18 protein-coding genes and 5 tRNA genes are annotated in these 21,800 nt (G+C 60.2%); 4 read left to right on the top strand and 19 right to left on the bottom strand.

Going from position 1 to position 21,800, the window contains the following annotated elements; genetic code table 11:
- Positions 1-89 precede the first annotated feature (89 nt).
- The 11 genes from carA to rpsF all read right to left on the bottom strand — a co-directional run bounded on the left by carA (position 90) and on the right by rpsF (position 11,699).
- On the bottom strand, positions 90-1,595 hold the full coding sequence (gene carA / locus DW823_RS02470) for a glutamine-hydrolyzing carbamoyl-phosphate synthase small subunit (protein ID WP_233542963.1): 1,506 nt from the start codon (positions 1,593-1,595) through the stop codon (positions 90-92).
- A 297-nt stretch (positions 1,596-1,892) separates the two neighbouring features.
- Positions 1,893-2,858 carry a hypothetical protein gene (locus tag DW823_RS02460; protein ID WP_118080038.1) on the bottom strand — a complete coding sequence of 322 codons (966 nt, stop codon included), beginning with the start codon at positions 2,856-2,858 and terminating at the stop codon, positions 1,893-1,895.
- Between the two features lie 19 nt (positions 2,859-2,877).
- Positions 2,878-4,650: an ABC transporter ATP-binding protein gene (locus tag DW823_RS02455; RefSeq protein WP_118080036.1), complete on the bottom strand. Its 1,773-nt coding sequence runs from the start codon at positions 4,648-4,650 to the stop codon at positions 2,878-2,880.
- A 226-nt stretch (positions 4,651-4,876) separates the two neighbouring features.
- Entirely contained in the window at positions 4,877-5,572 is a 696-nt protein-coding gene (locus tag DW823_RS02450) for an NUDIX domain-containing protein (RefSeq protein WP_118080034.1), read from the bottom strand.
- A 21-nt stretch (positions 5,573-5,593) separates the two neighbouring features.
- Positions 5,594-6,898, bottom strand: a complete 1,305-nt coding sequence (purD, locus tag DW823_RS02445) for a phosphoribosylamine--glycine ligase (RefSeq protein ID WP_118080032.1) — start codon at positions 6,896-6,898, stop codon at positions 5,594-5,596.
- Positions 6,899-7,016: 118 nt separating this feature from the next.
- Positions 7,017-8,303: an adenylosuccinate synthase gene (locus DW823_RS02440; RefSeq protein WP_118080030.1), complete on the bottom strand. Its 1,287-nt coding sequence runs from the start codon at positions 8,301-8,303 to the stop codon at positions 7,017-7,019.
- Positions 8,304-8,394: 91 nt separating this feature from the next.
- Positions 8,395-9,792, bottom strand: a complete 1,398-nt coding sequence (gene dnaB, locus DW823_RS02435; protein ID WP_117778659.1) for a replicative DNA helicase — start codon at positions 9,790-9,792, stop codon at positions 8,395-8,397.
- A 218-nt stretch (positions 9,793-10,010) separates the two neighbouring features.
- A complete protein-coding gene (rplI, locus tag DW823_RS02430; RefSeq protein WP_118080028.1) occupies positions 10,011-10,550 on the bottom strand; it encodes a 50S ribosomal protein L9 in 540 nt (179 codons plus the stop codon).
- Positions 10,551-10,565: 15 nt separating this feature from the next.
- Positions 10,566-10,832, bottom strand: coding sequence for a 30S ribosomal protein S18 (rpsR, locus tag DW823_RS02425; RefSeq protein WP_117778657.1), 267 nt, complete (start codon positions 10,830-10,832; stop codon positions 10,566-10,568).
- 72 nt (positions 10,833-10,904) lie between these two features.
- Positions 10,905-11,357, bottom strand: coding sequence for a single-stranded DNA-binding protein (locus DW823_RS02420; protein ID WP_118080026.1), 453 nt, complete (start codon positions 11,355-11,357; stop codon positions 10,905-10,907).
- A gap of 48 nt (positions 11,358-11,405) precedes the next feature.
- The gene (gene rpsF / locus DW823_RS02415) at positions 11,406-11,699 is read right to left on the bottom strand and encodes a 30S ribosomal protein S6 (RefSeq protein ID WP_006235831.1); all 294 of its coding nucleotides are present in this window, start codon (positions 11,697-11,699) and stop codon (positions 11,406-11,408) included.
- Positions 11,700-12,203: 504 nt separating this feature from the next.
- On the opposite strand from rpsF, the gene DW823_RS02410 reads away from it, so the two are divergent.
- From DW823_RS02410 to DW823_RS02395, 4 genes are all read left to right on the top strand, one after another.
- Positions 12,204-12,294: transfer RNA gene (locus DW823_RS02410), tRNA-Ser, on the top strand.
- A gap of 48 nt (positions 12,295-12,342) precedes the next feature.
- A tRNA-Ser gene (locus tag DW823_RS02405) sits at positions 12,343-12,433 on the top strand.
- 426 nt (positions 12,434-12,859) lie between these two features.
- On the top strand, positions 12,860-13,549 hold the full coding sequence (locus DW823_RS02400; RefSeq protein WP_233506191.1) for a trimeric intracellular cation channel family protein: 690 nt from the start codon (positions 12,860-12,862) through the stop codon (positions 13,547-13,549).
- 106 nt (positions 13,550-13,655) lie between these two features.
- Entirely contained in the window at positions 13,656-14,804 is a 1,149-nt protein-coding gene (locus DW823_RS02395) for a polymer-forming cytoskeletal protein (RefSeq protein WP_117848448.1), read from the top strand.
- Between the two features lie 129 nt (positions 14,805-14,933).
- On the opposite strand, the gene typA is transcribed toward DW823_RS02395, so the two are convergent.
- The 8 genes from typA to gyrA form a co-directional block, all read right to left on the bottom strand.
- On the bottom strand, positions 14,934-16,772 hold the full coding sequence (gene typA, locus DW823_RS02390; RefSeq protein WP_117735836.1) for a translational GTPase TypA: 1,839 nt from the start codon (positions 16,770-16,772) through the stop codon (positions 14,934-14,936).
- 117 nt (positions 16,773-16,889) lie between these two features.
- The gene (locus DW823_RS02385; RefSeq protein WP_117790677.1) at positions 16,890-17,339 is read right to left on the bottom strand and encodes a hypothetical protein; all 450 of its coding nucleotides are present in this window, start codon (positions 17,337-17,339) and stop codon (positions 16,890-16,892) included.
- A gap of 30 nt (positions 17,340-17,369) precedes the next feature.
- Entirely contained in the window at positions 17,370-17,726 is a 357-nt protein-coding gene (locus DW823_RS02380) for a hypothetical protein (protein ID WP_117735835.1), read from the bottom strand.
- Between the two features lie 33 nt (positions 17,727-17,759).
- Complete coding sequence (locus DW823_RS02375) at positions 17,760-18,260, bottom strand: bifunctional nuclease family protein (protein WP_117564020.1); 501 nt, start codon at positions 18,258-18,260, stop codon at positions 17,760-17,762.
- A gap of 184 nt (positions 18,261-18,444) precedes the next feature.
- Positions 18,445-18,521, bottom strand: a tRNA-Ile gene (locus DW823_RS02370).
- 4 nt (positions 18,522-18,525) lie between these two features.
- A tRNA-Ala gene (locus DW823_RS02365) sits at positions 18,526-18,601 on the bottom strand.
- A gap of 67 nt (positions 18,602-18,668) precedes the next feature.
- A tRNA-Ile gene (locus DW823_RS02360) sits at positions 18,669-18,745 on the bottom strand.
- Positions 18,746-19,044: 299 nt separating this feature from the next.
- A complete protein-coding gene (gyrA, locus tag DW823_RS02355) occupies positions 19,045-21,756 on the bottom strand; it encodes a DNA gyrase subunit A (protein WP_118080289.1) in 2,712 nt (903 codons plus the stop codon).
- Between the last annotated feature and the right edge of the window lie 44 nt (positions 21,757-21,800).

Below are 21,800 nucleotides of genomic sequence, written 5' to 3'. Positions count from 1 at the left end.
CTCCTAGAGAGGCTGACTCAATATTTTGAAAAAGTCAGCGAGGGTGCAGCTGGTGCATCAAGTTGCCGTGATGCGAGGGCGCGCTGGGCTTATGCCCGCGCGTCCGAAGCAGAACGGCAAGATGATGTGCCAGATGCAGCCGCAGCGTCGACCGGTCCGCCGTTCGGTAGAACGGCGGAACCATCGTCGGCGAAATTCCAGCCGGCAAGGCGGTCCTTGGCGGTATCGATGTCCAGATAGTTCTCCTCGCCGTCCATGAGTCGCGTAAAGGCGGTAAAGAGATAGTGGGCATCGGTGGGGCCGGGCGAGGCCTCGGGATGGTACTGGACCGAGAAGCACGGCGCATCGAGCAGCTGAATACCCTCGGCGGTGCCGTCATTGAGATTCACATGCGTCAGGCGAATGCGGCCGAAGCGCTCGTTCATCACGACCGGCGCGATACCGCGGCGTACCCAGACGCGCAGATCGCCATCGGCCGCGTGCTCGGTCTCGCCGCCCGAAAGCTTGGGGACAAGCTTGCCCAAGCTGGGGAACAACAGGCCAAAGCCGTGGTTTTGCGCGGTGATCTCCACACGGCGGCTGACCAAATTCATAACCGGCTGGTTGCCACCACGATGACCGAATTTGAGTTTTTCCATCTGGGCGCCGCACGCCAGGCTGATCATCTGGTGACCGAGGCAGATGCCAAAGACCGGCACCTTGCCGATCAGCTGCTGCACCTGCTCGTAGGTCTCCACCACGGCATCGGGGTCGCCGGGGCCATTGGACAAAAAGACGCCATCGGGATTCATGTCGAGCACCTGACGCGCGGGTGTATCCCACGGCACGACGGTGAGGTTGCAGCCAGCACGGACCAGGCCCTCCAGGATGCCGCGCTTGACACCGCAGTCGTAGGCGACCACTTTGTGGCGGGCAGGAGCGGCAGGGGCAAGCGCAAAGTCATGCGTAGTGGGCAGGTCGTTCGCAGCAAAGGCATGGGGCTCAGGGCAGCTCACGGTCTTGACCAGGTTCTCGCCGACCAGCGTAGGCGCGGCGGACAGGCGCTCGGCAAGCTCGTCGACGTCGAAGATCTCCGTCGAGATTATGCCCATCTTGGAACCGTTGTCGCGCAGGTGGCGCACGAGAGCGCGGGTGTCGACGCCCTCGATAGCGACGATGCCGTGTGCACGCAGGTACTCCGGCACGCTGACGGTCGAGCGCCAGTTAGAAGGCGTGGCGCACATGTCGTGGACGACCATGCCGCGCATGGCGGGAGCGCTCGCGGGGCGAGCGGTATCGCCGGGGAAGGCCGACTGGACATCGGTCTCGTCAATGCCGTAGTTGCCGATCTGCGGATAGGTCATGGTTACGATTTGGCCGGCATAGCTCGGGTCGGTCATGACCTCAAAGTAGCCCTCGAGCGACGTGTTAAAGCAGACCTCGCCGGTTGCGGTACCCTCGGCACCGCATGCACGGCCATAAAAAATGGTCCCATCCTCAAGATACAGGATGCAGGGACCGCAGGTGCCCTTGCTGGTTTTAGCCAGCATACGCTGGCACAGCTCGCTGGGCGCGACGGTGCGGGCGGCAGCGCCCGCAATATGGTTGTTCGCCATAGTTCTCCTTCCCGGTCTCACAGGACCGGCTTAAAGGTGTGTAGTTAGGCCTCGCGGTATTCTAACCGCAAGCATCGCCCATGGCATTAATTACATAGAATTGTTTACAAAATGATAATTATGACTTCCTGTGCATAATGATTTTTCTGGGACGGGGATTAAAAAATTATTCTGAGAGCAGGGCTTTGTCGCCAACTGCATACATGACAGAATGATTTTTTAATCCCCGTCCCAGAAAAATCATCCCGCGTGGGCTTGCGGCTCACGCGGGATGGCATCGTTCTATGTGGCTGCGGACTACTTTTGCTTGTCCTGCTCCAGCAGCTCGGACGGCGTGCGATCGGGCTTTCCGCCGCGGAAGATCTCTCGACCGTGCAGACGATGCTCAAGATCGCGCTCGGCCTGCTCCTCCGTGATCTTGGTCTGGCTCACCACCGGGTCCTCGATCAGCGATGAAACCGAGTTGACCTGTTTTTGAATGCGCTCGGCAATGGTGTCGTCCATGCTTACGATGCGCATCTTCCAGTCGATACTCGTGGCGTTGGACGAGCTCTTGGTCCAAACGAACGTCAGGATGGCGCTTTGGTGCCCCTGAGCAGGAAACATGCCAAAGAAGGAATCATGCTGGATCCTGCTGTCCTCGTCGATATAGGCGTGAACGTTATACACCACACGGTCGATCTTGTCGTTGAGCAGGGCGTTGGTTGCGAGCGCCGCCGCCTGAATCTGACCGTTGGACAGCAGCTCGAGCTCATTGGCAGAAGACGTGTCCAGCACCGTCACCTCAACCGTGCCCGTGCGCTCATCTGCCTCGTCGACGGTAAAATCGAGCGGGAACTGCGTAAAGCCATTGCCCCATTCAAGTCCACCCTTGAGCGCGGTCGAAACGGTATCCACCGAAACACTTTCGGAAAGGTTCGCGGTATTCAGACGTCGCATCACGCCGTAGCCAATCTGCATGCCAACAATCAGCACCAAAATGCCGATAACCACGGCCATGGCGGTCTTCGTAATGGTATGGCTCACCTGCGAGCCCGAAGGGTCGTCCTCAGACAGCGGGTCGATATGTTTTGCCTGGCTCGCGCGATCCTCGCTGCGCAGCCGCGCCAGCGTCGCCTTGTCGCCGCGCTTGACGGCGGCCTCTTTCTCGCGCATGCGCTCGGTGCGCTTTTTGGCGAGCGTAGGATCCAAGACGCCGGATGCATCGATTTCGGAGAATAACTCCGTCACTTCTTCCGGAGTCAAAGGGTTCTTATCAGCCATGATCTTCCTGTCATATCAATCAGTCGAGCTCGTGCGCACGCGCACCTTCGAACTGCATTCGATAGTAACGGGCATAGGTGCCGCCACGGGCGAGAAGCTCTTCGTGCGTGCCACGTTCCACAACGCGACCATGCTCAACGGTCGCAATCTCGTCAGCATGCTTAATAGTCGAGAGACGGTGGGCGATGATGATCGTGGTACGGCCGCGTGCCAGCTCTTCGAGCGACTCCTGCACCGCTTCCTCGCTCTCGTTATCCAGGGCACTCGTCGCCTCATCCAAAATAAGGATCTTGGGATTCTTGAGAAAAACGCGCGCGATGGCGACGCGCTGCTTTTGACCACCCGAAAGACGGCTGCCGCGCTCGCCCACCACGGTGTCGTAGCCTTGCGGAAGCGATTCGATAAAGGTATCAATATTGGCGCGGCGGGCCGCTTCGGCAATCTCTTCTGCCGTGGCGCCCGGCTTGCCGTAGGCGATGTTCTCGCCGATCGTTCCATCAAACAGGTACACATCTTGCTGCACCAGGCCGATGGCACGGCGCAGACTATGCTGCGTCACGTCGCGCACATCCTGGCCGTCGATGCTAATGGAGCCGGCGGCAACGTCGTAAAAGCGCGGCAGCAGCGAACAAGTCGTCGATTTGCCGCCACCCGAGGGACCAACCAAAGCGATGGTCTGACCGGGCCGAATGGACAGATCCATATGGTCGATAACAGGGCGTCCGTCGGCGCCGCCCTCGCCGAGCTCAACATCCTCGTAGTTAAAGCACACGTTGCGGTACTCCACGGCACCAGCCGTCACCTGCAGGTCCTCAGCACCCGGCTTATCCTGAATATCGGGGACAGTCGAGAGTACCTCATCCATGCGCTTAAAGCCGGCGATGGCTTTCTGATACGTCTCGGCCGAATTGACGAGCGTCTCGAGCGGCGTGCAGAACAGCGAAATGTAGAGCGCGAAGGTTGCCATATCGACCGCCTGCAGCTGACCCTGGGCAACGAGCCAACCGCCCAGCAGCACCACGATCACATAGAGCACGCCCGAGAGCAGGCCATACGTCGCGGTATAGACGCCCATGGCGTGATACATGTTCTCCTTGGACGAAAGGTAGCGATTGTTCGAGGCACGAAACTTAGAGCGCTCGGTCTGCTCATTGGCAAAGCTCTTGACCACACGCATGCCCGCCAGCGAATCCTGCAGTTGCGCGTTGATGCCGCTAATCTTTTTGCGGTTATCGCTAAAGACCTCGCGCATACGCATATTCTGCCAAAACATAATGACCGCGAACACCACCGTCACCACAGCCATGGCGAGTGCGAGCACCGGCGCGATGGTAAACAGAATCACAAACGAGCCGATAATCTCGATGCCGCAAATAATGATCCATTCGGGCACGTGGTGCGCCGCCTCGCAGATATCGAACAGGTCATTGACCACGCGGCTCATCATATCGCCCGAGCTGTTGCGATCGAAGTACGCAAAGCTAAACCGTTCGTACTGATCGAACAGGTCCTCGCGCATCTTGGACTCCATGCGCGCGCCCATCACGTGGCCCCAATAGCTCACAAAGTAGCGGCAGGCGCAGCGGATGACATACATCAGCACCAGTCCCACCGCGATCATACCGAGCGCCTGCATAATAGCAGCCTGACCCTGGGTAAAGAGCCCGCCGGTCAGATTGCGCAAGATAATGGGGAACGCCAGGTCAATGGCGGCAAGCACCAGAGCACAAAGAGTATCAGCAACAAAAAGCCCCATCTGGGGCTTGTAATACGAAAGAAACCTCTTAAACATAGTCACCTTACGCGGTTTTACCAAACCGCGTTTCGTCTCGACGCTGCAAGTGCTCCATTTGGACAATCTGGCCTTCAATCATCGGTCGCGTATATCCATACGCTTCCCTCCTCTTTTAGGCCACCTTGTCTCAAATGGAGCACTTTCGCTGACTTACACAAACCTGCGGGATCATAGCCTCCGCACTAATAACGTTGGCAAAATGACTCCCAGGTCACCCCACTTGTTAAAGCTCTGCCCCGCCCAAGCGGTGCGCGATGCTGTCGCAGGCAAGCGCGCCCACGACGGTCTTGGCATCCTCGATCTTGCCGTCGAGCACGGCGTCGATCAGCTCGTGCAGCGGCACCAAGTCAACGTTGACGAATTCGTCATCATCGGGGTTGGGCGCATCAAACTCGAGCCTGGTAGCCAAGTAGATGTGAATGATCTCGTCGCAAAAACCACAGGACGTGACAATGGACGTCAAAAAGCGAATGCGACCGGCCTTAAAGCCCGTCTCCTCGTGCAGCTCGCGCTTGGCGCAATCGAGCGGGTCCTCGCCCGGGTCGAGCTTGCCGGCGGGAATCTCGACCGTCACGCGGTCGATGGCGGTGCGATACTGACGCACCAGCACAATCTTGCCGCTCTCGGTCAGCGCCACAACGGCCGCCGCACCCGGATGGCGAACGATATCGCGGGCGCTGCGGTGACCGTTGGGCAGTTCAACCTCAAGACGGTGGACGTCGAGGATCTTGCCCTTCCAGGCGCACTCCTCCGAAAGAATCTTCTCGTGCAGCAGGGCGTCATGCGGGTCGTCGTCGCCCAGCACCAGTGCCGGCTCGTCAACGACCTCGCCACCAGGCTCGCCCTCGGCGTGTCCGTACGCGCGGCCGTCTTCCTCGACGATCTGCGCGTCCACGAGCTCTTCGTTCTTCTCGTCCATCCGTCTCATTCCTCTCGGATTTTAGGCATCCCAGGCATCGCGGCCGCGCAGTGCGCGCAGACCAATGTCGTGACGCAGGGTCTTGCCCTCAAAGTTGATCTTCTCGCAGGCCTCGTAGGCAAGGTCGCGAGCGTTCTCGAACGTATCGCCCAGCGCGGTCACGGCGAGCACACGACCGCCGTTGGTCACGAGCTTGCCGTCCACCACGGCGGTACCGGCGTGATACACCGTCACGTTCTCCATAGCCTCGGCATCCTCGATGCCGGTAATGACCTTGCCCTTCTCGTAGCTGCCGGGATAGCCCGCGCTCGTCAGGACAACGGCCACGGCCCACTCGTCACGCCAATCGAGCTCAACCTGATCGAGCTCGCAGTTGGCGCAGGCAAGCATGACCTCGACCAGGTCGTTCTTAAGGCGCGGCAGCACGACCTGCGTCTCAGGATCGCCAAAGCGGGCATTGAACTCCAGCACCTTGGGGCCGGCAGGGGTGAGCATAAAGCCGCCGTACAGGCAGCCGCGGTAGTCGATGCCCTCGGCAGCGAGCTCTGCCACGGTCTGCTCCATGACCTTCACCATGGTGGCGTGCTCCTCGTCGGTCACGATGGGCACCGGGCTGTAGACGCCCATGCCGCCGGTGTTGGGGCCCTTGTCGCCCTCGAGCGCACGCTTGTGATCCTGCGAGGTGGCCATGGGACGGACGGTCTTGCCGTCGGTAAAGGCCAGCAGCGAGCACTCGGGGCCGGTCAGCATCTTCTCGATGACCACCGTGTTGCCGGCATCGCCAAAGGTGCCGCCAAAACACTCACGCACAGCCTCCTCGGCCTGCGAAAGCTCGGTTGCCACGATAACGCCCTTGCCCGCGGCAAGGCCGTCGGCCTTGACGACCAGCGGAGCGCCCTGCTCGCGCACATAGGCAAGAGCCGAAGCCTCGTCGGTAAATGAGCCATAGGCTGCCGTCGGGATACCGGCGCGCTCCATGAGCTGCTTGGAGAACAGCTTAGAGCCCTCCATCTGGGCGCCCTCGGCACCCGGGCCAAAGCACGGGATGCCCGCCGCGCGGACGGCGTCGGCAACGCCCGCCACGAGCGGAGCCTCGGGGCCAATCACCACGAGTCCGCATCCATGGCTCTGGGCAAACGCCGCCACGGCCGCAGGATCGCAATCGTCGAGAACCACATTCTCGCCGCAGCTCGCGGTGCCGCCGTTACCCGGCGCGATGTAGAGCTTGCCGGCGCGCGGTGATGCTGCGAGCTTGGCTGCCAGAGCATGCTCGCGGCCGCCGCTGCCCAACAACAGGATGTCGATGGTTTGAGTGTCCGCCTTCAAGGGTGCCTCCTCTATGGATTACCGGCCCGCTCCGCGCGGGCCCTTTACAAGCAAATATACCCCTCGGCCGCCCATCTGGGCTGCAAAGGGGTATATCGCAATAACCAAATAACGCCGATTACTTCCAGAATCGGTTGATGATCTGCTCGCGACCGGCGCCAACGCCGATGAACGTCACGCGGGTGTGTGCCAGATCCTCGATAAACGCCACGTAGTCCTGAGCCTCCTGCGGCAGCTCATCAAAGCTGCGGCAGCCGGTGATGTCGCACTTCCAGCCAGGGAGCTCCTCGTAGACGGGCTTGGCATGCTCAAAACGCACCTGGTGCTCGGGCACGCTCGTGTAGCGCTCGCCGTCGACGTCATAGGCAACGCACACCTTAATGGTGTCGAAGGCCGAAAGCACGTCGAGCTTGGTCACAGCGATGTCGGTGAGGCCGTTGACGCGTGAGGCATAGTTGGCGATAGGGCCGTCAAACCAGCCGCAGCGACGACGGCGACCGGTGGTCACGCCGTACTCGTAGCCCTCCTCGGTCAGCGTGTGGCCGGCCTCGGACTCATAGGAAAGCTCGGTGGGCATGGGGCCCGAACCGACGCGGGTGATATAGGCCTTCATGACGCCCAGCACGCGGTCGACGTTCTTCATGCCGACGCCGGAACCGGTAATGGCGCCGCCGGCGGTGCAGTTAGAAGACGTCACGTACGGATAGGTGCCGTGATCGATGTCGAGCAGCGTCGCCTGGGCGCCCTCAAACAGCAAATCCTTGCCCTCATCGATCATGTTGTTGAGCAGCAGGCTCGTCTCGGTGATGTAGGGGCGCAGGCGCTCGGCCATGGGCAGGTACTCATCGCAAATCTGATCCACGGTGTAGGTGGGCAGGTTGTAGATGAGCTCTAGCTCGGGGTTCACGCGGGCAAGAGCGGTCTCCAGCTTATCGCGGAACAGCGCCTCATCCAGCATGTCCTGCATACGCAGGCCAATACGGGCCATCTTGTCCTGGTAGCACGGACCGATGCCGCGCTTAGTGGTACCGATGTTCTTCTTGCCGAGCTTCTGCTCAAAGGCGCCATCCAGATCGATGTGGTACGGCATGATGACATGCGCGTTGCCGCTGATCTTGAGATTCTTGGTGGTGATGCCGTCGGCCTCGAACATGTCGATCTCCTCAAGGACGACCTTGGGGTTGACGACGCAGCCGTTACCGATCACCGACACGTGGTCGGAATACATGATGCCGGAGGGCACCTGGTGCAGGCCGTACTTCTTGCCGTTGACGACGATGGTGTGGCCGGCGTTGTTGCCGCCCGAATAGCGCACGACGGCATCAAAGTCGCCGGCGACCAGGTCGCAGATCTTACCCTTGCCCTCATCGCCCCACTGGGCACCGACCAAAACGGTTGACGGCATGTTTACTCCTCACATTCATGGACTGTCCGCACACCGCAAGTGCGCAGAAGCACAAAACATTCCCAGTATACCCGTGCAACGGGCGCCTGTCCTACTCCTCGGTATGCGCCCCATCAAGCTCATAGAACTTGGTGGATGCCGGCAGGAACATCAGGTCGACGTCGCCAATCGGGCCCGAACGGTTCTTGGCCACGACGATACGCGTAACGCCCTCGTCGGGTCGGTCGTCGCGCGAGGCCTCGGCCTCGTCGGCGGATCGGTCCAAGAACATGACGATATCGGCATCCTGCTCGATGGAGCCCGATTCACGCAGGTCGGACAGCTGCGGGCGCTTGCCGGTACGGGATTCAACCTGACGCGACAGCTGCGACAACGCGATCAGCGGAATCTTGAGCTCCTTGGCCATAATCTTCAGACCACGCGACATCTCGGAGACCTCGACGGTGCGGCTCTCGGAACGACGTCCCGGCGGGGGACTCACCAGCTGCAAATAGTCCAGGATGATGATGGCCTTCTCCTTGTTATGGAGCATGCGGCGGCTCTTGGCGCGAATCTCGGTCACCGTGGTGCCGGGCGTATCGTCAATCAGAATATCGAGCTTGGACAGCGTCTGCGTGGCCTCATTGATGTTGGCCCACTGCTCGGGACTAATGCGGCCCGTACGGAAGTCGCTGATCGAGATCATGGCATAGGCGCAAATCAGACGCTGGGCAATTTCCTTGCCCGACATCTCCAGCGAGAAGAAGCCGACGGTATAGCCCGCTGCGGCGGCATTGAGCGCCAAGTTCAGGGCGAACGACGTCTTACCCACGGCGGGACGGGCGCCGATAATGATGAGCTGGCCCTCGCGGAAGCCCATGAGCATACGGTCGAGCGACGGGAAGCCCGTGGGCACGCCTGCAGCCTGACCGCCGGCCTTGCACACTTCCTCGGCCTCGTTATAGGCCTCGACCATAAACTCGGTCAGCGTCTTGTAGCTCGACTTAACCTCACGCGCCGTGACCTTGAGCAGCTTGCTCTCGGCCAGCTCCACGACCTCTTTGGTGTCGGTGGGGGCGTTGTAGGCCAGCGCGTTGATCTCGTTGGTGGCGCCAATCAGCTCGCGCAGCATCGAGTCGCGACGAACGATGGCGGCATGGTGCTGCCAGTTAACGAGCGACAGGGTCTGACCCATCAGCTCCAAAATGTATGCCTCGCCGCCCACGGCATCGAGCTTGTTGATGCTTCGCAGGTAATCGATCAGCGAGATGGAGTCGATGGGGATGCGGCTGTTGTACATATCGACCATCGCGGTATAGATGGTCTTATGAATAGGCCGGTAGAAGTCATCGGGCTGCAGCTCGACCTGGGCCTCTTCGACCACCTCAGGCGATAGCAGCATAGCAGCCAGTACGTTGGCCTCTGCATCTTGGTTTTGGGGGAGACCCAGCTTGGAACCACGGTCCTCGACCGTCAGCCCCGTCTCCCTATCGTCATATGCCATGAGCATCCTCATTCATATCGCTTGCGAGCATCCATAGTATCAGCCGCGGCTATAAATCGAGCCGCGCCTTGGCAATCATCACCGAACCAAACGGATGAACGGTCCCATACACGGGACCGCATCTCAATGACTGCCACGACACTCACCCAGCGCAAAAAATAAAAGGACGCCCTGGTCTCCCAGAGCGCCCTTCTTAGAACAAGATTGTTGCGTTGCAGCAAATGCTACTCGGCAGCAGCCTCGGTCTCGACCTCGGCGGTCTCGGTCTCGGCGACCTCAGCGGTCTCCTCAACCTCAGCCTCGGCAGCGAGCTCCTCGGCGGTAACGCCGACGAGAACGACAACCTCGGCCTTGATCTCGCGGTACAGCGAGATAGCGACGGTGTGGGCACCGGCAACCTTGATGGGCTTACCGAGCTCGACGCGCTTGCGGTCGATGTCCATACCGAGCTGATCCTTGATGGCGTCAGCGATCATAGCGGCGGTAACGGAGCCAAAGAGGATGCCCTCGTCGCCAACCTTGACGTCAACGGTGACCTGCTTGCCCTCGAAGGCAGCCTTGGTCTCGTTGGCGGTAGCCAGACGGACGGCCTCGCGCTTGGCGATGTTGTTGCGACGCTCGTCAAGCTGCTTGAGGTTGCCCTTGGTGGCGGCAACAGCGAGCTTCTTGGGGAACAGGAAGTTCTCAGCGTAACCCTGAGCGACCTCTACGACGTCACCCTCGCCGCCCTTGCCCTTGATCTCATCGAGAAGAATAACCTTCATGATGCGTCTCCCTTCTTAGCCGCGGTCGCGGTTGCCACGAGAGGAAACCACGGGGACGGTGTACGGCAGGAGAGCCATCTCGCGGGCGCGCTTGATGGCGTTGGCGATGTCATGCTGATGCTGCGTGCAAGCGCCAGTGACGCGACGGGGCTTGATCTTGCCACGGTCGGTCATGTACTTACGGAGAAGCTGAGTGTCCTTATAGTCGATGAACTCAGTGTTCTCCTTGCAGAACTGGCAGTACTTACGACGCGGCTGACGTGCAGAATAATCATTAGCCATGTCAAAATACCTTTCATTTGGCAACTTCGGCGAGTCGAAGCCGCCTCTCACTCAAAAATAGGTGAACAACCCTTAGAACGGGATGTCCTCATCGTAGACGTCGACCGCGGGCGGCGTAGCCACCGGTGCGGCAGGACGTGCTGCGGGCGCGGGAGCTGCGGGGGCGTAACCGCCCTGATCGTAGCCACCCTGGCTACCACGGGAGCTCATAAACTCGATCTCATCGACGATGACCTCAAGCTTGCTCCTGCGCTGACCGTCGCGCTCCCAAGAGCTGTAGCGCAGCTTGCCCTCGATCGCGACCTTGTTTCCCTTTGCCAGGAAACGGCTCACGGCCTCGGCGCGGGTGCCGAACATAGTGCAGTCAACAAAGTTGGGATAGTCCTCCCACTCGCCAGTCTGGGCGTTGCGGCGGCGATCGTTCACGGCGACGCCAAAGGACAGAACCTGGGTTCCGCCGGCGGTGGCGCGCAGCTCGGGATCGCGGGTGAGGTTACCGGTGATGTTCACTCGATTGATGCTCATAACTCACTACTTCCTCTTGGGGCACAAGCCCAGTCCAAAACGACAGTCTTACTCCTGGTCGTCGCGACGGACGATCATGTGGCGGACCACAGCGTCGGTGATGCGCAGGACGCGATCAAGCTCGGCGATCTGGGTAGGATCTGCGTGGAAGTTGATGAGGGTGTAGTCACCATCGGTGAGGTCGTTGATCTCGTAGGCGAGCTTGCGCTTGCCCCACTCGTCAACGGAGTCGACCTTGCCAGCGCCCTCAGCGATCGTGGTATCGATACGCTTCATAACAGCGAGACGAGTCTCGGGGTCGAGCGACGGGTCAACAAAGAACAGCAGTTCATAAGCCTTCATATTGTCACCTCCTCTGGGCAAATGTGGCTTCAGGTCGTGAAGGTGCGCCTGAAGCAGGAAAAGACTTGGTAATAATATCTTTCAACCTCCTAGGCTGCAAGAATATGCAGCTACAACCTCATGACCTCCACATATGCCCATGCTTACACAGCACTTCATGCGCGTTCTAACCAAATGCCGACCAAGAACTTGACGGATTTGTGGACAAGATACGGTGCCACGGGGACAAACTGGGTTAAGTCGCAGGTCAGCGGGCGCATGGTTGTGGTCGCAAAATACATACCAGTGGCTCACAGCACCACCCAAAGATTTTTAAATTCATTGCCGAGTCACTTATGAATACCCCTTTTGAACAATTGAGTTAATCAACCACGCTGGTCGGAAGGCGTTTTTTGGTACCTCAAACCCCACTGCAACGCCAAGCGCGGTCAAGCGCTTTAAAAAATGCCAACTTTTCTGTTTGCACTTTGCGATTCCTCGTGTATACTGACTTTCGCATTTAACGGAGAGTTGTCCGAGTGGCCGAAGGAGCACGATTGGAAATCGTGTAGGCGTCAAAAGCGTCTCCAGGGTTCAAATCCCTGACTCTCCGCCAGTTAATTCCAAAGCAGGCCTTTGAGCCTGCTTTGTTTTTACCCCACGCGGAGGGGTGGCAGAGTGGTTGAATGCGGCGGTCTCGAAAACCGTTTGGCCTGTATAAGGTCACGAGGGTTCGAATCCCTCCTCCTCCGCCATTTTGGTTGAAAAAGCTCCCAACAACGGGAGCTTTTTTGTTTTGAGTCCCTAACAAGCAAATACGGCGGAGGAGGAGGGATTCGAACCCGCCAGGGCGCGGAGCGTAAAGAAAACGCGCCTGTGGCGCGTTTTTAGCGCAGCGCGGTCGGCGTAAGCCGACCGGATAAATTTTGAGCTTCGCTCAAAATTTGGACATCCCTCCTATTCAGCCACGCCCCCATCGCGGTCGATCCCAGCCCCAAATCTCAAACGCGTACATCACCCTCCAAAACCGACATTTTTGACATCTTTGGAGGCTGACGTACATGTTTGGCCCTACGCCCGCATCCAGTCCCGACCGTTTACCGAGCAATAGGGTCGCCAGACCCGTCAACCATGTACTATGTACGGGCATTATCTAAACCCGCAATCAGAAGGACCCTATCTTGCCCATCGTCGCCGCTATGACCGTTACCTCACATGCCTCGGATGCCATGGTCGCTATTCCGTTTTGGCTTGAGATGTTCGCTGTTGTCGCGGCATCGATCTCAGGAGTTCTGGTTGCGCGCGAGCACAAGCTCGACCTGGTGGGCGCCGTCGCGCTCGCCGTGGTCTGTGGCCTGGGCGGCGGTCTTTTGCGCGATATGACGCTGCAGGTGGGCAACGTCTACATCCTCAACCAACCGATGGCGCTCCCGCTTTCCATTGCCACGGCAGCCATCATCTACATTTTCCCGGCAATCGTCGACAAGCCCGAAAAACTCATCCCCCTGCTCGACATCATCTCGGTCGGCATCTATGCCGCCACTGGAGCAGACAAGGCGCTGGTCTACGGCTTTGCGCCGGCGGTGTGCATCATGATGGGCTTTTTCACCGCGGTGGGCGGCGGCATGCTGCGTGACAGCTTTATGGGCGTGGTGCCGGGCATTTTCCAGCGCACCAACTTCTATGCCATCGCAGCCATTGCCGGCTCTGCAAGCTATGTATGCCTTGTCATGAGCGGCGTCGTCAGCAACATCACCGCGTTAATCGTATGCGTTGCGATAACCATGGGACTGCGCTGGCTGTCGCTGCGCTTCGACATCAAAAGCCCCACCGAGGAAGACATCGCACGTTTTTTGCACCGCAAAAAGTAGATTGCGCGGCCTCATCCTTCGAAATACAACCGAGAGGTTCTTTTAGAGCGCCCACGCGTTGGGTACCCTGTTAGGTGCATGTCGAGCATCTGACGAAGGATTCACTATGCCCTGCAATCAATTCCCGTCGACCCAGCGCCATAAAGCGTGGGGCCGCATCACCATCCTATTCGCGCTCATCGTGCTGGCGCTCACCGCACTTCCCACGGCGTCGTTCGCCGGCACGGACACCGCAGGAAACATACTTGCGACCGACAATGACGCCAATCCGTCCGGCGTCGAGGGTGACCTGTACTGGGCAGGCCAGGCTCTCAACTTGGACGATGCGTCCATCGACCGCGATATCATCGCCGCGGGCGATACCCTCTCGATCCGCGACTGCACGGTGGGCGGCGCCGTCCGTCTGGCGGCACGCACTATCGATATCGCCAAAACCACGGTTAATGGCAGCGTCACGGTGGCCGGTCAGCACGTTGTGCTCAATTCCGACAGCGCCGCCAACTGTTTTTACGCGATGGGCGAGACGGTTGCCCTGCGAGGCTCCGCCAAGTCGGCAGCGCTTGCAGGCGATACGGTGACCATCGACGGCACCGTCGAGGGCGATGTCGAGGTTTGGGCCGATAAGCTCGTCTTGGGCAAGAATGCCCGTATTACCGGCACCGTGAACGCGCACGTCTCCGAGGACCCCGAGCGTGCCGCAGGAGCCGAGGTAGGCGCACTCAAGATCGACCGCACCGAGAACGAGAGCGCGGCCACGACCGCTAACAACATCATCGGCGGCATCGTCGCCGCGGCGCTCTCGACCTGCTTTGTCGCCCTGCTGCTCGAGCTCGTCTTTCCGCGTGCAACCGCCAGCGCCGCTGGCATGCTCCACCAGCGCCCCACGCCCCTGTGGGTGAGCGGTCTTCTGGGTACGATTGCTGTCGTCCCCGCCGTCCTACTGCTGATTATCTCTATCGCTGGCCTGTCGCTTGCCGGAACCCTCTTGTGCGGCGTTATCGGCATCGCATTGGTGTCGAGTGCCTTTGCGGGGTGCGCAATCGCCCGCATGGTCGGACACAGCCAGAACCGTTACGCCATGGCGGCCGTGGGCGGCATCGCCGCGGGCGCGCTTACGGCAATCCCCCTCGTAGGCGACTTCATCAGCGGCGTAGCCTTTGTCTTTATGCTCGGCTACATCATCCAAATCATCTGGCGCAACGCCCACCTCAAGCCGCAGCAGGCAGCCAACACGCCAGGACTCCCCACCGCCTAGCCGCCAACCACCACAAAAGGGCCAGGCACCTTTGTGGTGGCGCAAAGCAACCTGATCCCATTGCACCAAAAAGGGCGCCGACCATTGCGGTCGACGCCCTTTCTTATTGGCAGTTATAAGCCCCAGCGCTTATTTGTTGACCTGGCCGGCGCGGACGGCTGCCTTCTTACGGTCGGTGGCGTTGAGCAGACGCTTGCGCAGGCGGATGTTCTTGGGAGTAATCTCCACCAGCTCGTCGTCGGCGATGTACTCCAGCGCCTCCTCCAGAGAGAAGGTGCGAGGCGGCACCAGCTGCACGGAGATGTCGGAGGTCGAGGAACGCTGGTTACCCAGGTTCTTGGTGCGGGCGATGTTGACGACCATGTCGCCGGCCTTGCTGCGCTCGCCCACGATCATGCCCTCGTAGCACTCGGTACCCGGCTCAACAAACAGCTGACCGCGCTCCTGCAGCGTGCCCAGGGCGTAGGCAACGGCCTTCTCGGTGGTCATGGAGATCATGGCGCCGTTCTGGCGGTTGCCGATCTCGCCGGCGTAGGGACCGTACTCCAGGAAGGTGTGGTAGAACACGCCCTCGCCGTGGGTGACGTTCATGATGCGGTTCTTAAGGCCCATGATGCCACGCGTCGGGATCTTAAACTCAAGGTGCGTCACGATGCCCGAGGTATCCATGCTCGTCATGATGCCACCGGAGGTGCCGAAGACCTCAACGACCTTGCCCGAGTACTCGTCCGGGCACTCGACGACGGCCTGCTCGACAGGCTCCATCTTGTTGCCGTTCTCGTCCTTCTTAAACAGAACGCGGGGACGGCCGACCTGGAACTCAAAGCCCTCGCGACGCATGGACTCCATCAGAACGGACAGGTGCAGGATGCCGCGACCCGAGACCTCGACGCCGCTCTTGTCCTCGAGCTCCTCGATCTTCATGGTCACGTTGTTCTCGGCCTCGTTGAACAGACGCTCCTTGAGCTGACGGGCGCCCACGATGTCGCCATCGCGGCCGACGAGCGGAGAGGTCGAAGCCTCAAAGACGATAGACAGGGTCGGCGGGTCGATCTCGATGGGCTCGAGCTCGACGGGGTTCTCGGGGTCGGTGTAGACATCGCCGATATCGGTGCGGTCAATACCGACAACGGCGGCGATGTCGCCGGCGCCGACTTCCTGGCACTCGGTACGGCCCAGGTAGTCGAAGGTAAAGAGCTGTTTGACGGTAGCGGTGGCGCTGGAGCCGTCGTTCTTGACAACCAGGATCTGGTCGCCCTGGTGAATGGCACCAGAGTACACGCGGCCGATACCGATGCGGCCGACAAAGTTAGAGTGGTCGATGGTCACGCACTGCATGGCCAGCGGAGCGGTCTCGTCAACCTCGGGTGCGGGCATGTCGTCGATGATCATGTCGAGCAGCGGGTACATGTCCATGTTGCCGTCCTCGGGATCATGACGGGCAAAGCCGTTGACGCCGCTGGCGTAGATGACATGCTCCATGGCAAACTCAAGCTGGTCGTCGGTAGCACCCAGGTCGGCCATAAGGTCCAGGCAGTCGTTGTAGGCCTTCTCGGGGTTGGCACCCGGACGGTCGATCTTGTTGATGACGATCATGATCTTGAGGCCGGTGTCGATAGCGTGACGCAGCACGAAGCGAGTCTGGGGCATGGGGCCCTCAAAGGCGTCGACCAGCAGCAGGGCGCCGTCGGCCATACGCAGCACGCGCTCGACCTCGCCGCCAAAGTCGGCGTGGCCCGGGGTGTCGATGACGTTGATCTTGACGTCCTTGTACTCGATAGAGATGTTCTTGGCGAGAATCGTGATGCCGCGCTCGCGCTCCTGGTCGTTAGAGTCCAGGACGCGGTCCTCGACCTGCTGGTTGGCACGGAAGGCGTCCGTGGCACGCAGGAGCTTGTCGACCATCGTCGTCTTGCCGTGGTCGACGTGGGCGATGATGGCGATGTTCCTCAGATTGTCTACGCGCATGTAGTTCCCCTATCTTCTATCCATATACAAACGGCACGCGTATGCGGCCCGCCCAGCGATACAACGCTCAGCGGGAATATTGAGCCTTTTACCGAAAACTCGTTTATTTTAGCGATTTTAGATGAGAGGGGTTTCCTCACCTGCAGGTTCAGGGTCGCTCCACATAAAACCATCGCCGGCGCCCATGCCCTCATACAGCACATATGCCGAAAAACCGCTCTCGAGCGTAGTCTCAAAGAAGCTCACGAGCAGAGCGTCGTGGTAGCCTCCGTCAATCTCGACGCAGCCGGTATAGCCAATGGCATAGCGGGCGATACGGCCCAGACCCTCGTCCTTAAGACCCATCTTATGCTCGGAGATAAAGTTGGTGGCCGCCTCGAGGCACGCCTCTTCGCCATCTTCGTCGAGTGCGGCCAGATAACGGTTGGAAGCGGCGTCCTCAATTGCCACAACCACGCCCGGGTTCTCGCCCGCGGCCAGGTCGTCCAAGAACGCACCAATCAGGTCACACACCATGGCGTCGAGCTCGGCGGAGACGTTAGCGGCGTCCTGCATATCCTGTGCCATCTTTAGACCTTCCCATCGAGTCCGGCGTCGTTACAGTTCTTGTGCCTCGGCAGCAATCTTGGCGGCAGCGTCGCGGGCGCGCATCATATCCATCGCGCGCTTGTCGAGTACCTTGATCTGGTTGGTCAGCATTACCGCATCGACCACACCCCAGATCACGAGGCCCGTAGAGATCGAAAACCCAAGCGCACCAACTGTACCACGAAGGCGCGAGCAGATAGCCGCGACAAGGGCGGAGACGACAACCATCTTGATAAACGAGCCGCGGCGCTCGCGAAGCGTGCGGGCCTGCGTCACATAGGCAATGCGTGCCGCCTCAGAAGCCTCCGAGCGCATCTGGGCCTCGCGCGCAATGGCCGCCGCCTCAGCCGACATACCGCCGGCCATCAGCGAACACTCCGCAACTCTGCCGCCCCGCATTTAGAAGTCATCGGGGGAGAGCGTATGGACGAACTCGTCGAACTTCTCGAACTCCTGCTCGTCGTCGACATCCTCGGCGTGGGTAGAAACAGTGCCCAAGCGATTCATGATGTCGTCCTCCACAAACATGGGAGCATTGCTGCGCACGGCAAGGGCAATGGCGTCACTGGGGCGGGCGTCGATCTTGCGCTCCTCGCCATCGACCAGTACGACGATCGTCGCGTAGAACACCGGCGGCTCGGCGCGAACGATCTCGATGCGCTCGAGTTTGGCACCCAGGGCGTCAACGGTATCGAGCAGCAGGTCATGGGTAATCGGGCGCTCGGCGCGGCCGCTATCGATGCCGCGGCTGATGGCAGCAGCTTCAAACGAACCAGTCTGAATGGAAAGGGAACGCAGCGGCGCGGGCGAGTCCGATTTGCTGCTGCGCTCACGAAGCACGATAAGCGATGGCACGGGACCGGCGGCCATGACGATGGTCTCTATGTCGACACGAACCATGGAACACCTCCGGTACGTAGCGGTTAACACGCGGCAGCCCGCCGCATTGAATAGCTATACTACCCAAACTTTCGCACAGCACACAAAATCAAAGTAGTCTTTTTGGGACGGGCTTTTTTGACTGTCTTCAGTAGATAAGAAAAGAGCCTCGAGGCAATTGCCCCGAGGCTCTTCACAGTTTTGATGGTGGACCTGACAAGATTCGAACTTGTGACCTCCCGGTTATCAGCCGGACGCTCTAACCAACTGAGCTACAGGTCCATCATGGTGGAGGTTAGGGGGATCGAACCCCTGACCTCAGGCTTGCAAAGCCCGCGCTCTCCCAGCTGAGCTAAACCCCCACGGAGACAGTAATAAACACCCCAGCGGCGACTCGGCTCTCGCTGGGGTGTTTATTGCGAAAGAAAGTGGTGGACCTGACAAGATTCGAACTTGTGACCTCCCGGTTATCAGCCGGACGCTCTAACCAACTGAGCTACAGGTCCATCGCGCAAGGGATATATTAGACGAGTCGTTACGCGCGCGTCAACAACTTTTTTGAAAATCTTTGAGGGGTGTCGGCCCCGGCTGCCCGGCGGCATGCGAAGTCGCCTGCTCGGACAGTCCTGCTCGCGCGGAGAGCACATTAAGTGCTCTCCGGCTCGTGCGGAACTCGCGATCGACTTCGCATGCCGCCGGGCAGCCGGGGCCGACGCGAGGTTCAAGATTGTCAAAAAAGCGGTCGGCGCGCAGTGCGCCGACCGCCGATATATGGGGTCTGATATTTTCTACCAGCTAGTTCCTCTTACTCGTCTAGGAGATCCTCTGGCATGTCGTTGCCGTCGCCTAGATCGACAGGGGTTTCTTCGGGGGCAGAGCCGTCTTCTGTGGCTTCGCCTTCGGGCTTCTCCTTGGCGGCCGTCATGCGGGCTACGGCGCAGATGCGGTCGTTGTCGTCGACGGTCATCATCTTGACGCCCTGGGTGGCGCGGCCGGTCTGGCTGATCTCGTCGGTCTTGACGCGAATGACCGTCGCGCCCTCCGTCACGATGAACAGCTCGTGCTGCGGGCCCACCGTCTTCATGGCCGCGAGGTTACCCTTACGCTCGGTCATTTGGATGGTGTAGACGCCCTGGCCGCCGCGATTCTGCTCCGGGTAGTCCGCGACCGGCGTGCGCTTGCCGTAGCCGCGCTCGGTGATGACGAATAGATCGCCGTTACCGTTAGTGACTTCCATGCCCAGAACGCTCACGCCGTCCTTCATTCCGATACCGCGAACGCCGCTGGTATCGCGGCCGGTGGCGCGCACCTGCTCCTCGGAGAACATGATCGCCTTGCCCGCGGTGGTGGCCAGGATAATCTTGTCGCCCTCGCGCACGCGGCGCACGGCGAGCAGCGCGTCGTCGTCACGCAGGTTGATAGCGATCAGGCCGTCGCGACGGCTGCGGTCATATGCGCTCATCACGGTCTTCTTGACCATGCCGCTCTTGGTGGCAAACATCAGGTACTCGTCGGCCGGGAACTCGCGGCAGCTGATGACGCTCGCGATCTTCTCGCCCTCCTCGAAGGGCAGCAGGTTGACGATCGCGGTACCGCGCGCCTGGCGCGTACCCACCGGCAGCTCGTGCACCTTCAGGCGATAGACCTTGCCCTTGTTCGAGAAGAACAGCACGTACTCGTGCGTGGACGCGATGAACATTTCGTCGATGACATCGTCCTCTTTGAGGTTGACGCCCTGCACGCCCTTGCCGCCGCGCTTCTGGGCGCGGTAGGCGGCCACCGGGATGCGCTTGACATAGCCGGTGTGGGTGATGGTCACGACCATGTCCTCGTCGGCGATGAGGTCCTCGACGTCCAGGTCTTTCTCGACATGGCTAATCTCGGTGCGGCGCTTATCGCCGAATTTCTTAGAGATCTCGCGCATCTCTTCCTTGATGACGCCCAGGATCTTCTCCTCGTGCGCCAGCAGGTCCTCGTAGTAGGCGATGGCGCGGCGCAGGCCGTCCAGTTCTTCCTGGATCTTGTCGCGCTCCAGGCCGGTCAGGCGGCGCAGCTTCATCTCGAGGATGGCCGTGGTCTGCTCGGGCGTAAAGCCAAAGCGCTCGATCAGGCGGCTGCTGGCCTCGGAATCGGTCTGCGAAGAGCGGATGATGCTGATGACCTCGTCGATATGGTCGAGAGCCATCAGGTAGCCCTCGAGGATATGGGCACGTGCCTGGGCCTTCTTAAGGTCGAAGCGGGTGCGGCGGGTGACGACGTCGACCTGGTGATCGATGTAGTGCTGCAGCATCTCGCGCAGGCTCAGGCATTTTGGAACGCCGTTGACGAGCGCCAGGTTGTTGGCGCCAAAGGTCGTCTGCAGCGAGGTGTACTTATACAGGTTGTTGAGCACGACCTGCGGAATGACGCCCTTCTTGAGCTCGATGACCAGACGGATGCCCTTCTGGTTGGACTCATCGCGCATATCCGAGATGCCCTCGATGCGCTTGTCGTTGACGAGCTGGGCGATCTTCTCCTGCAGGGTGCCCTTGTTGACCATATAGGGAATCTCGGTAAAGACCAGGCGGCTGCGGCCGGTCTTGGTGGACTCCACGTGTGCCTTGGCACGCACGGTAATGGAGCCGCGGCCGGTCTCGTAGCTCTGCTTAATGCCAGCGCTGCCCATGATGATGGCGCCGGTGGGGAAGTCCGGACCGGGCATGATCTGCATGAGTTCGTCGACGGTGGCGTCGGGGTTGTCGATCAGGTAACAGGTGGCCTCGATCGCCTCGGTGAGGTTGTGCGGGGCGATGTTGGTGGCCATGCCGACGGCGATGCCCTGGCTGCCGTTAACCAGCAGGTTGGGGAAGCGCGCAGGCAGTGCCACGGGCTCGGCGAGCGATTCGTCGTAGTTGGGCTGCCAGTCGACGGTATCCTTTTGCAAGTCACGCAGCAATTCCATGGCGGGCTTGGCCAGGCGGCTCTCGGTGTAACGCATGGCTGCCGCGCCGTCGCCGTCGATGTTGCCGAAGTTGCCGTGGCCGTCGATGAGCGGCGTGCGCATGGAGAACCACTGCGCCAGGCGGACCATGGCCTCATAGACCGCGACGTCGCCATGCGGGTGGTACTTACCGATAACTTCGCCGACCGTCCAGGCCGACTTCTTGTGTGGGCGGTTGGGGTAGATGCCGCTCTCGTTCATTGCGTACAGGATGCGGCGGTGCACCGGCTTTAAGCCGTCGCGCACGTCCGGCAGGGCGCGGGCTGTGATGACCGACATCGAATACTCGATAAACGACTGCTTCATCTCGCGACCGAACTCCGAAATCTGGAGCTGGCCGCCGTTGATATCCTCACCGGCCGAGGCACCACGGTCGACTTCGCCAAAGCTCTCCTCGAGCTCGGCGTCGTCGTCCTCTTCCTCATCATCATCGGGATCGGGGTTATAGGCGTCCGGGTCGCCGTCCTCGCCCTGCTCAGCACGGGCAAGCAGGCGCTTCAGATCATCGGGCATACCGGCGTCGCCGGCCTCGTCCATACCCTCGTTATTGTTGATATCGTCTGCCACGTTACCTCCTCATG

Source organism: Collinsella sp. AM34-10 (assembly GCF_003469185.1).
Taxonomy (GTDB): Bacteria; Actinomycetota; Coriobacteriia; order Coriobacteriales; family Coriobacteriaceae; genus Collinsella.
Note: the sequence above shows the minus strand (reverse complement) of the source record. Positions and strands in the feature narration are given on the sequence as shown.

Excerpts from the sequence above, each read along its gene's own strand:
- carA (WP_233542963.1), bottom strand. The coding sequence starts at position 1,595 with ATGGCGAACAACCATATTGCGGGCGCTGCCGCCCGCACCGTCGCGCCC.
- DW823_RS02460 (WP_118080038.1), bottom strand. The coding sequence starts at position 2,858 with ATGGCTGATAAGAACCCTTTGACTCCGGAAGAAGTGACGGAGTTATTC.
- DW823_RS02455 (WP_118080036.1), bottom strand. The coding sequence starts at position 4,650 with ATGTTTAAGAGGTTTCTTTCGTATTACAAGCCCCAGATGGGGCTTTTT.
- DW823_RS02450 (WP_118080034.1), bottom strand. The coding sequence starts at position 5,572 with ATGGACGAGAAGAACGAAGAGCTCGTGGACGCGCAGATCGTCGAGGAA.
- DW823_RS02440 (WP_118080030.1), bottom strand. The coding sequence starts at position 8,303 with ATGCCGTCAACCGTTTTGGTCGGTGCCCAGTGGGGCGATGAGGGCAAG.
- dnaB (WP_117778659.1), bottom strand. The coding sequence starts at position 9,792 with ATGCTCATGGCATATGACGATAGGGAGACGGGGCTGACGGTCGAGGAC.
- rplI (WP_118080028.1), bottom strand. The coding sequence starts at position 10,550 with ATGAAGGTTATTCTTCTCGATGAGATCAAGGGCAAGGGCGGCGAGGGT.
- rpsR (WP_117778657.1), bottom strand. The coding sequence starts at position 10,832 with ATGGCTAATGATTATTCTGCACGTCAGCCGCGTCGTAAGTACTGCCAG.
- DW823_RS02420 (WP_118080026.1), bottom strand. The coding sequence starts at position 11,357 with ATGAGCATCAATCGAGTGAACATCACCGGTAACCTCACCCGCGATCCC.
- rpsF (WP_006235831.1), bottom strand. The coding sequence starts at position 11,699 with ATGAAGGCTTATGAACTGCTGTTCTTTGTTGACCCGTCGCTCGACCCC.
- DW823_RS02395 (WP_117848448.1), top strand. The coding sequence starts at position 13,656 with ATGCCCTGCAATCAATTCCCGTCGACCCAGCGCCATAAAGCGTGGGGC.
- typA (WP_117735836.1), bottom strand. The coding sequence starts at position 16,772 with ATGCGCGTAGACAATCTGAGGAACATCGCCATCATCGCCCACGTCGAC.
- DW823_RS02385 (WP_117790677.1), bottom strand. The coding sequence starts at position 17,339 with ATGGCACAGGATATGCAGGACGCCGCTAACGTCTCCGCCGAGCTCGAC.
- DW823_RS02380 (WP_117735835.1), bottom strand. The coding sequence starts at position 17,726 with ATGGCCGGCGGTATGTCGGCTGAGGCGGCGGCCATTGCGCGCGAGGCC.
- DW823_RS02375 (WP_117564020.1), bottom strand. The coding sequence starts at position 18,260 with ATGGTTCGTGTCGACATAGAGACCATCGTCATGGCCGCCGGTCCCGTG.
- gyrA (WP_118080289.1), bottom strand. The coding sequence starts at position 21,756 with ATGGACGAGGCCGGCGACGCCGGTATGCCCGATGATCTGAAGCGCCTG.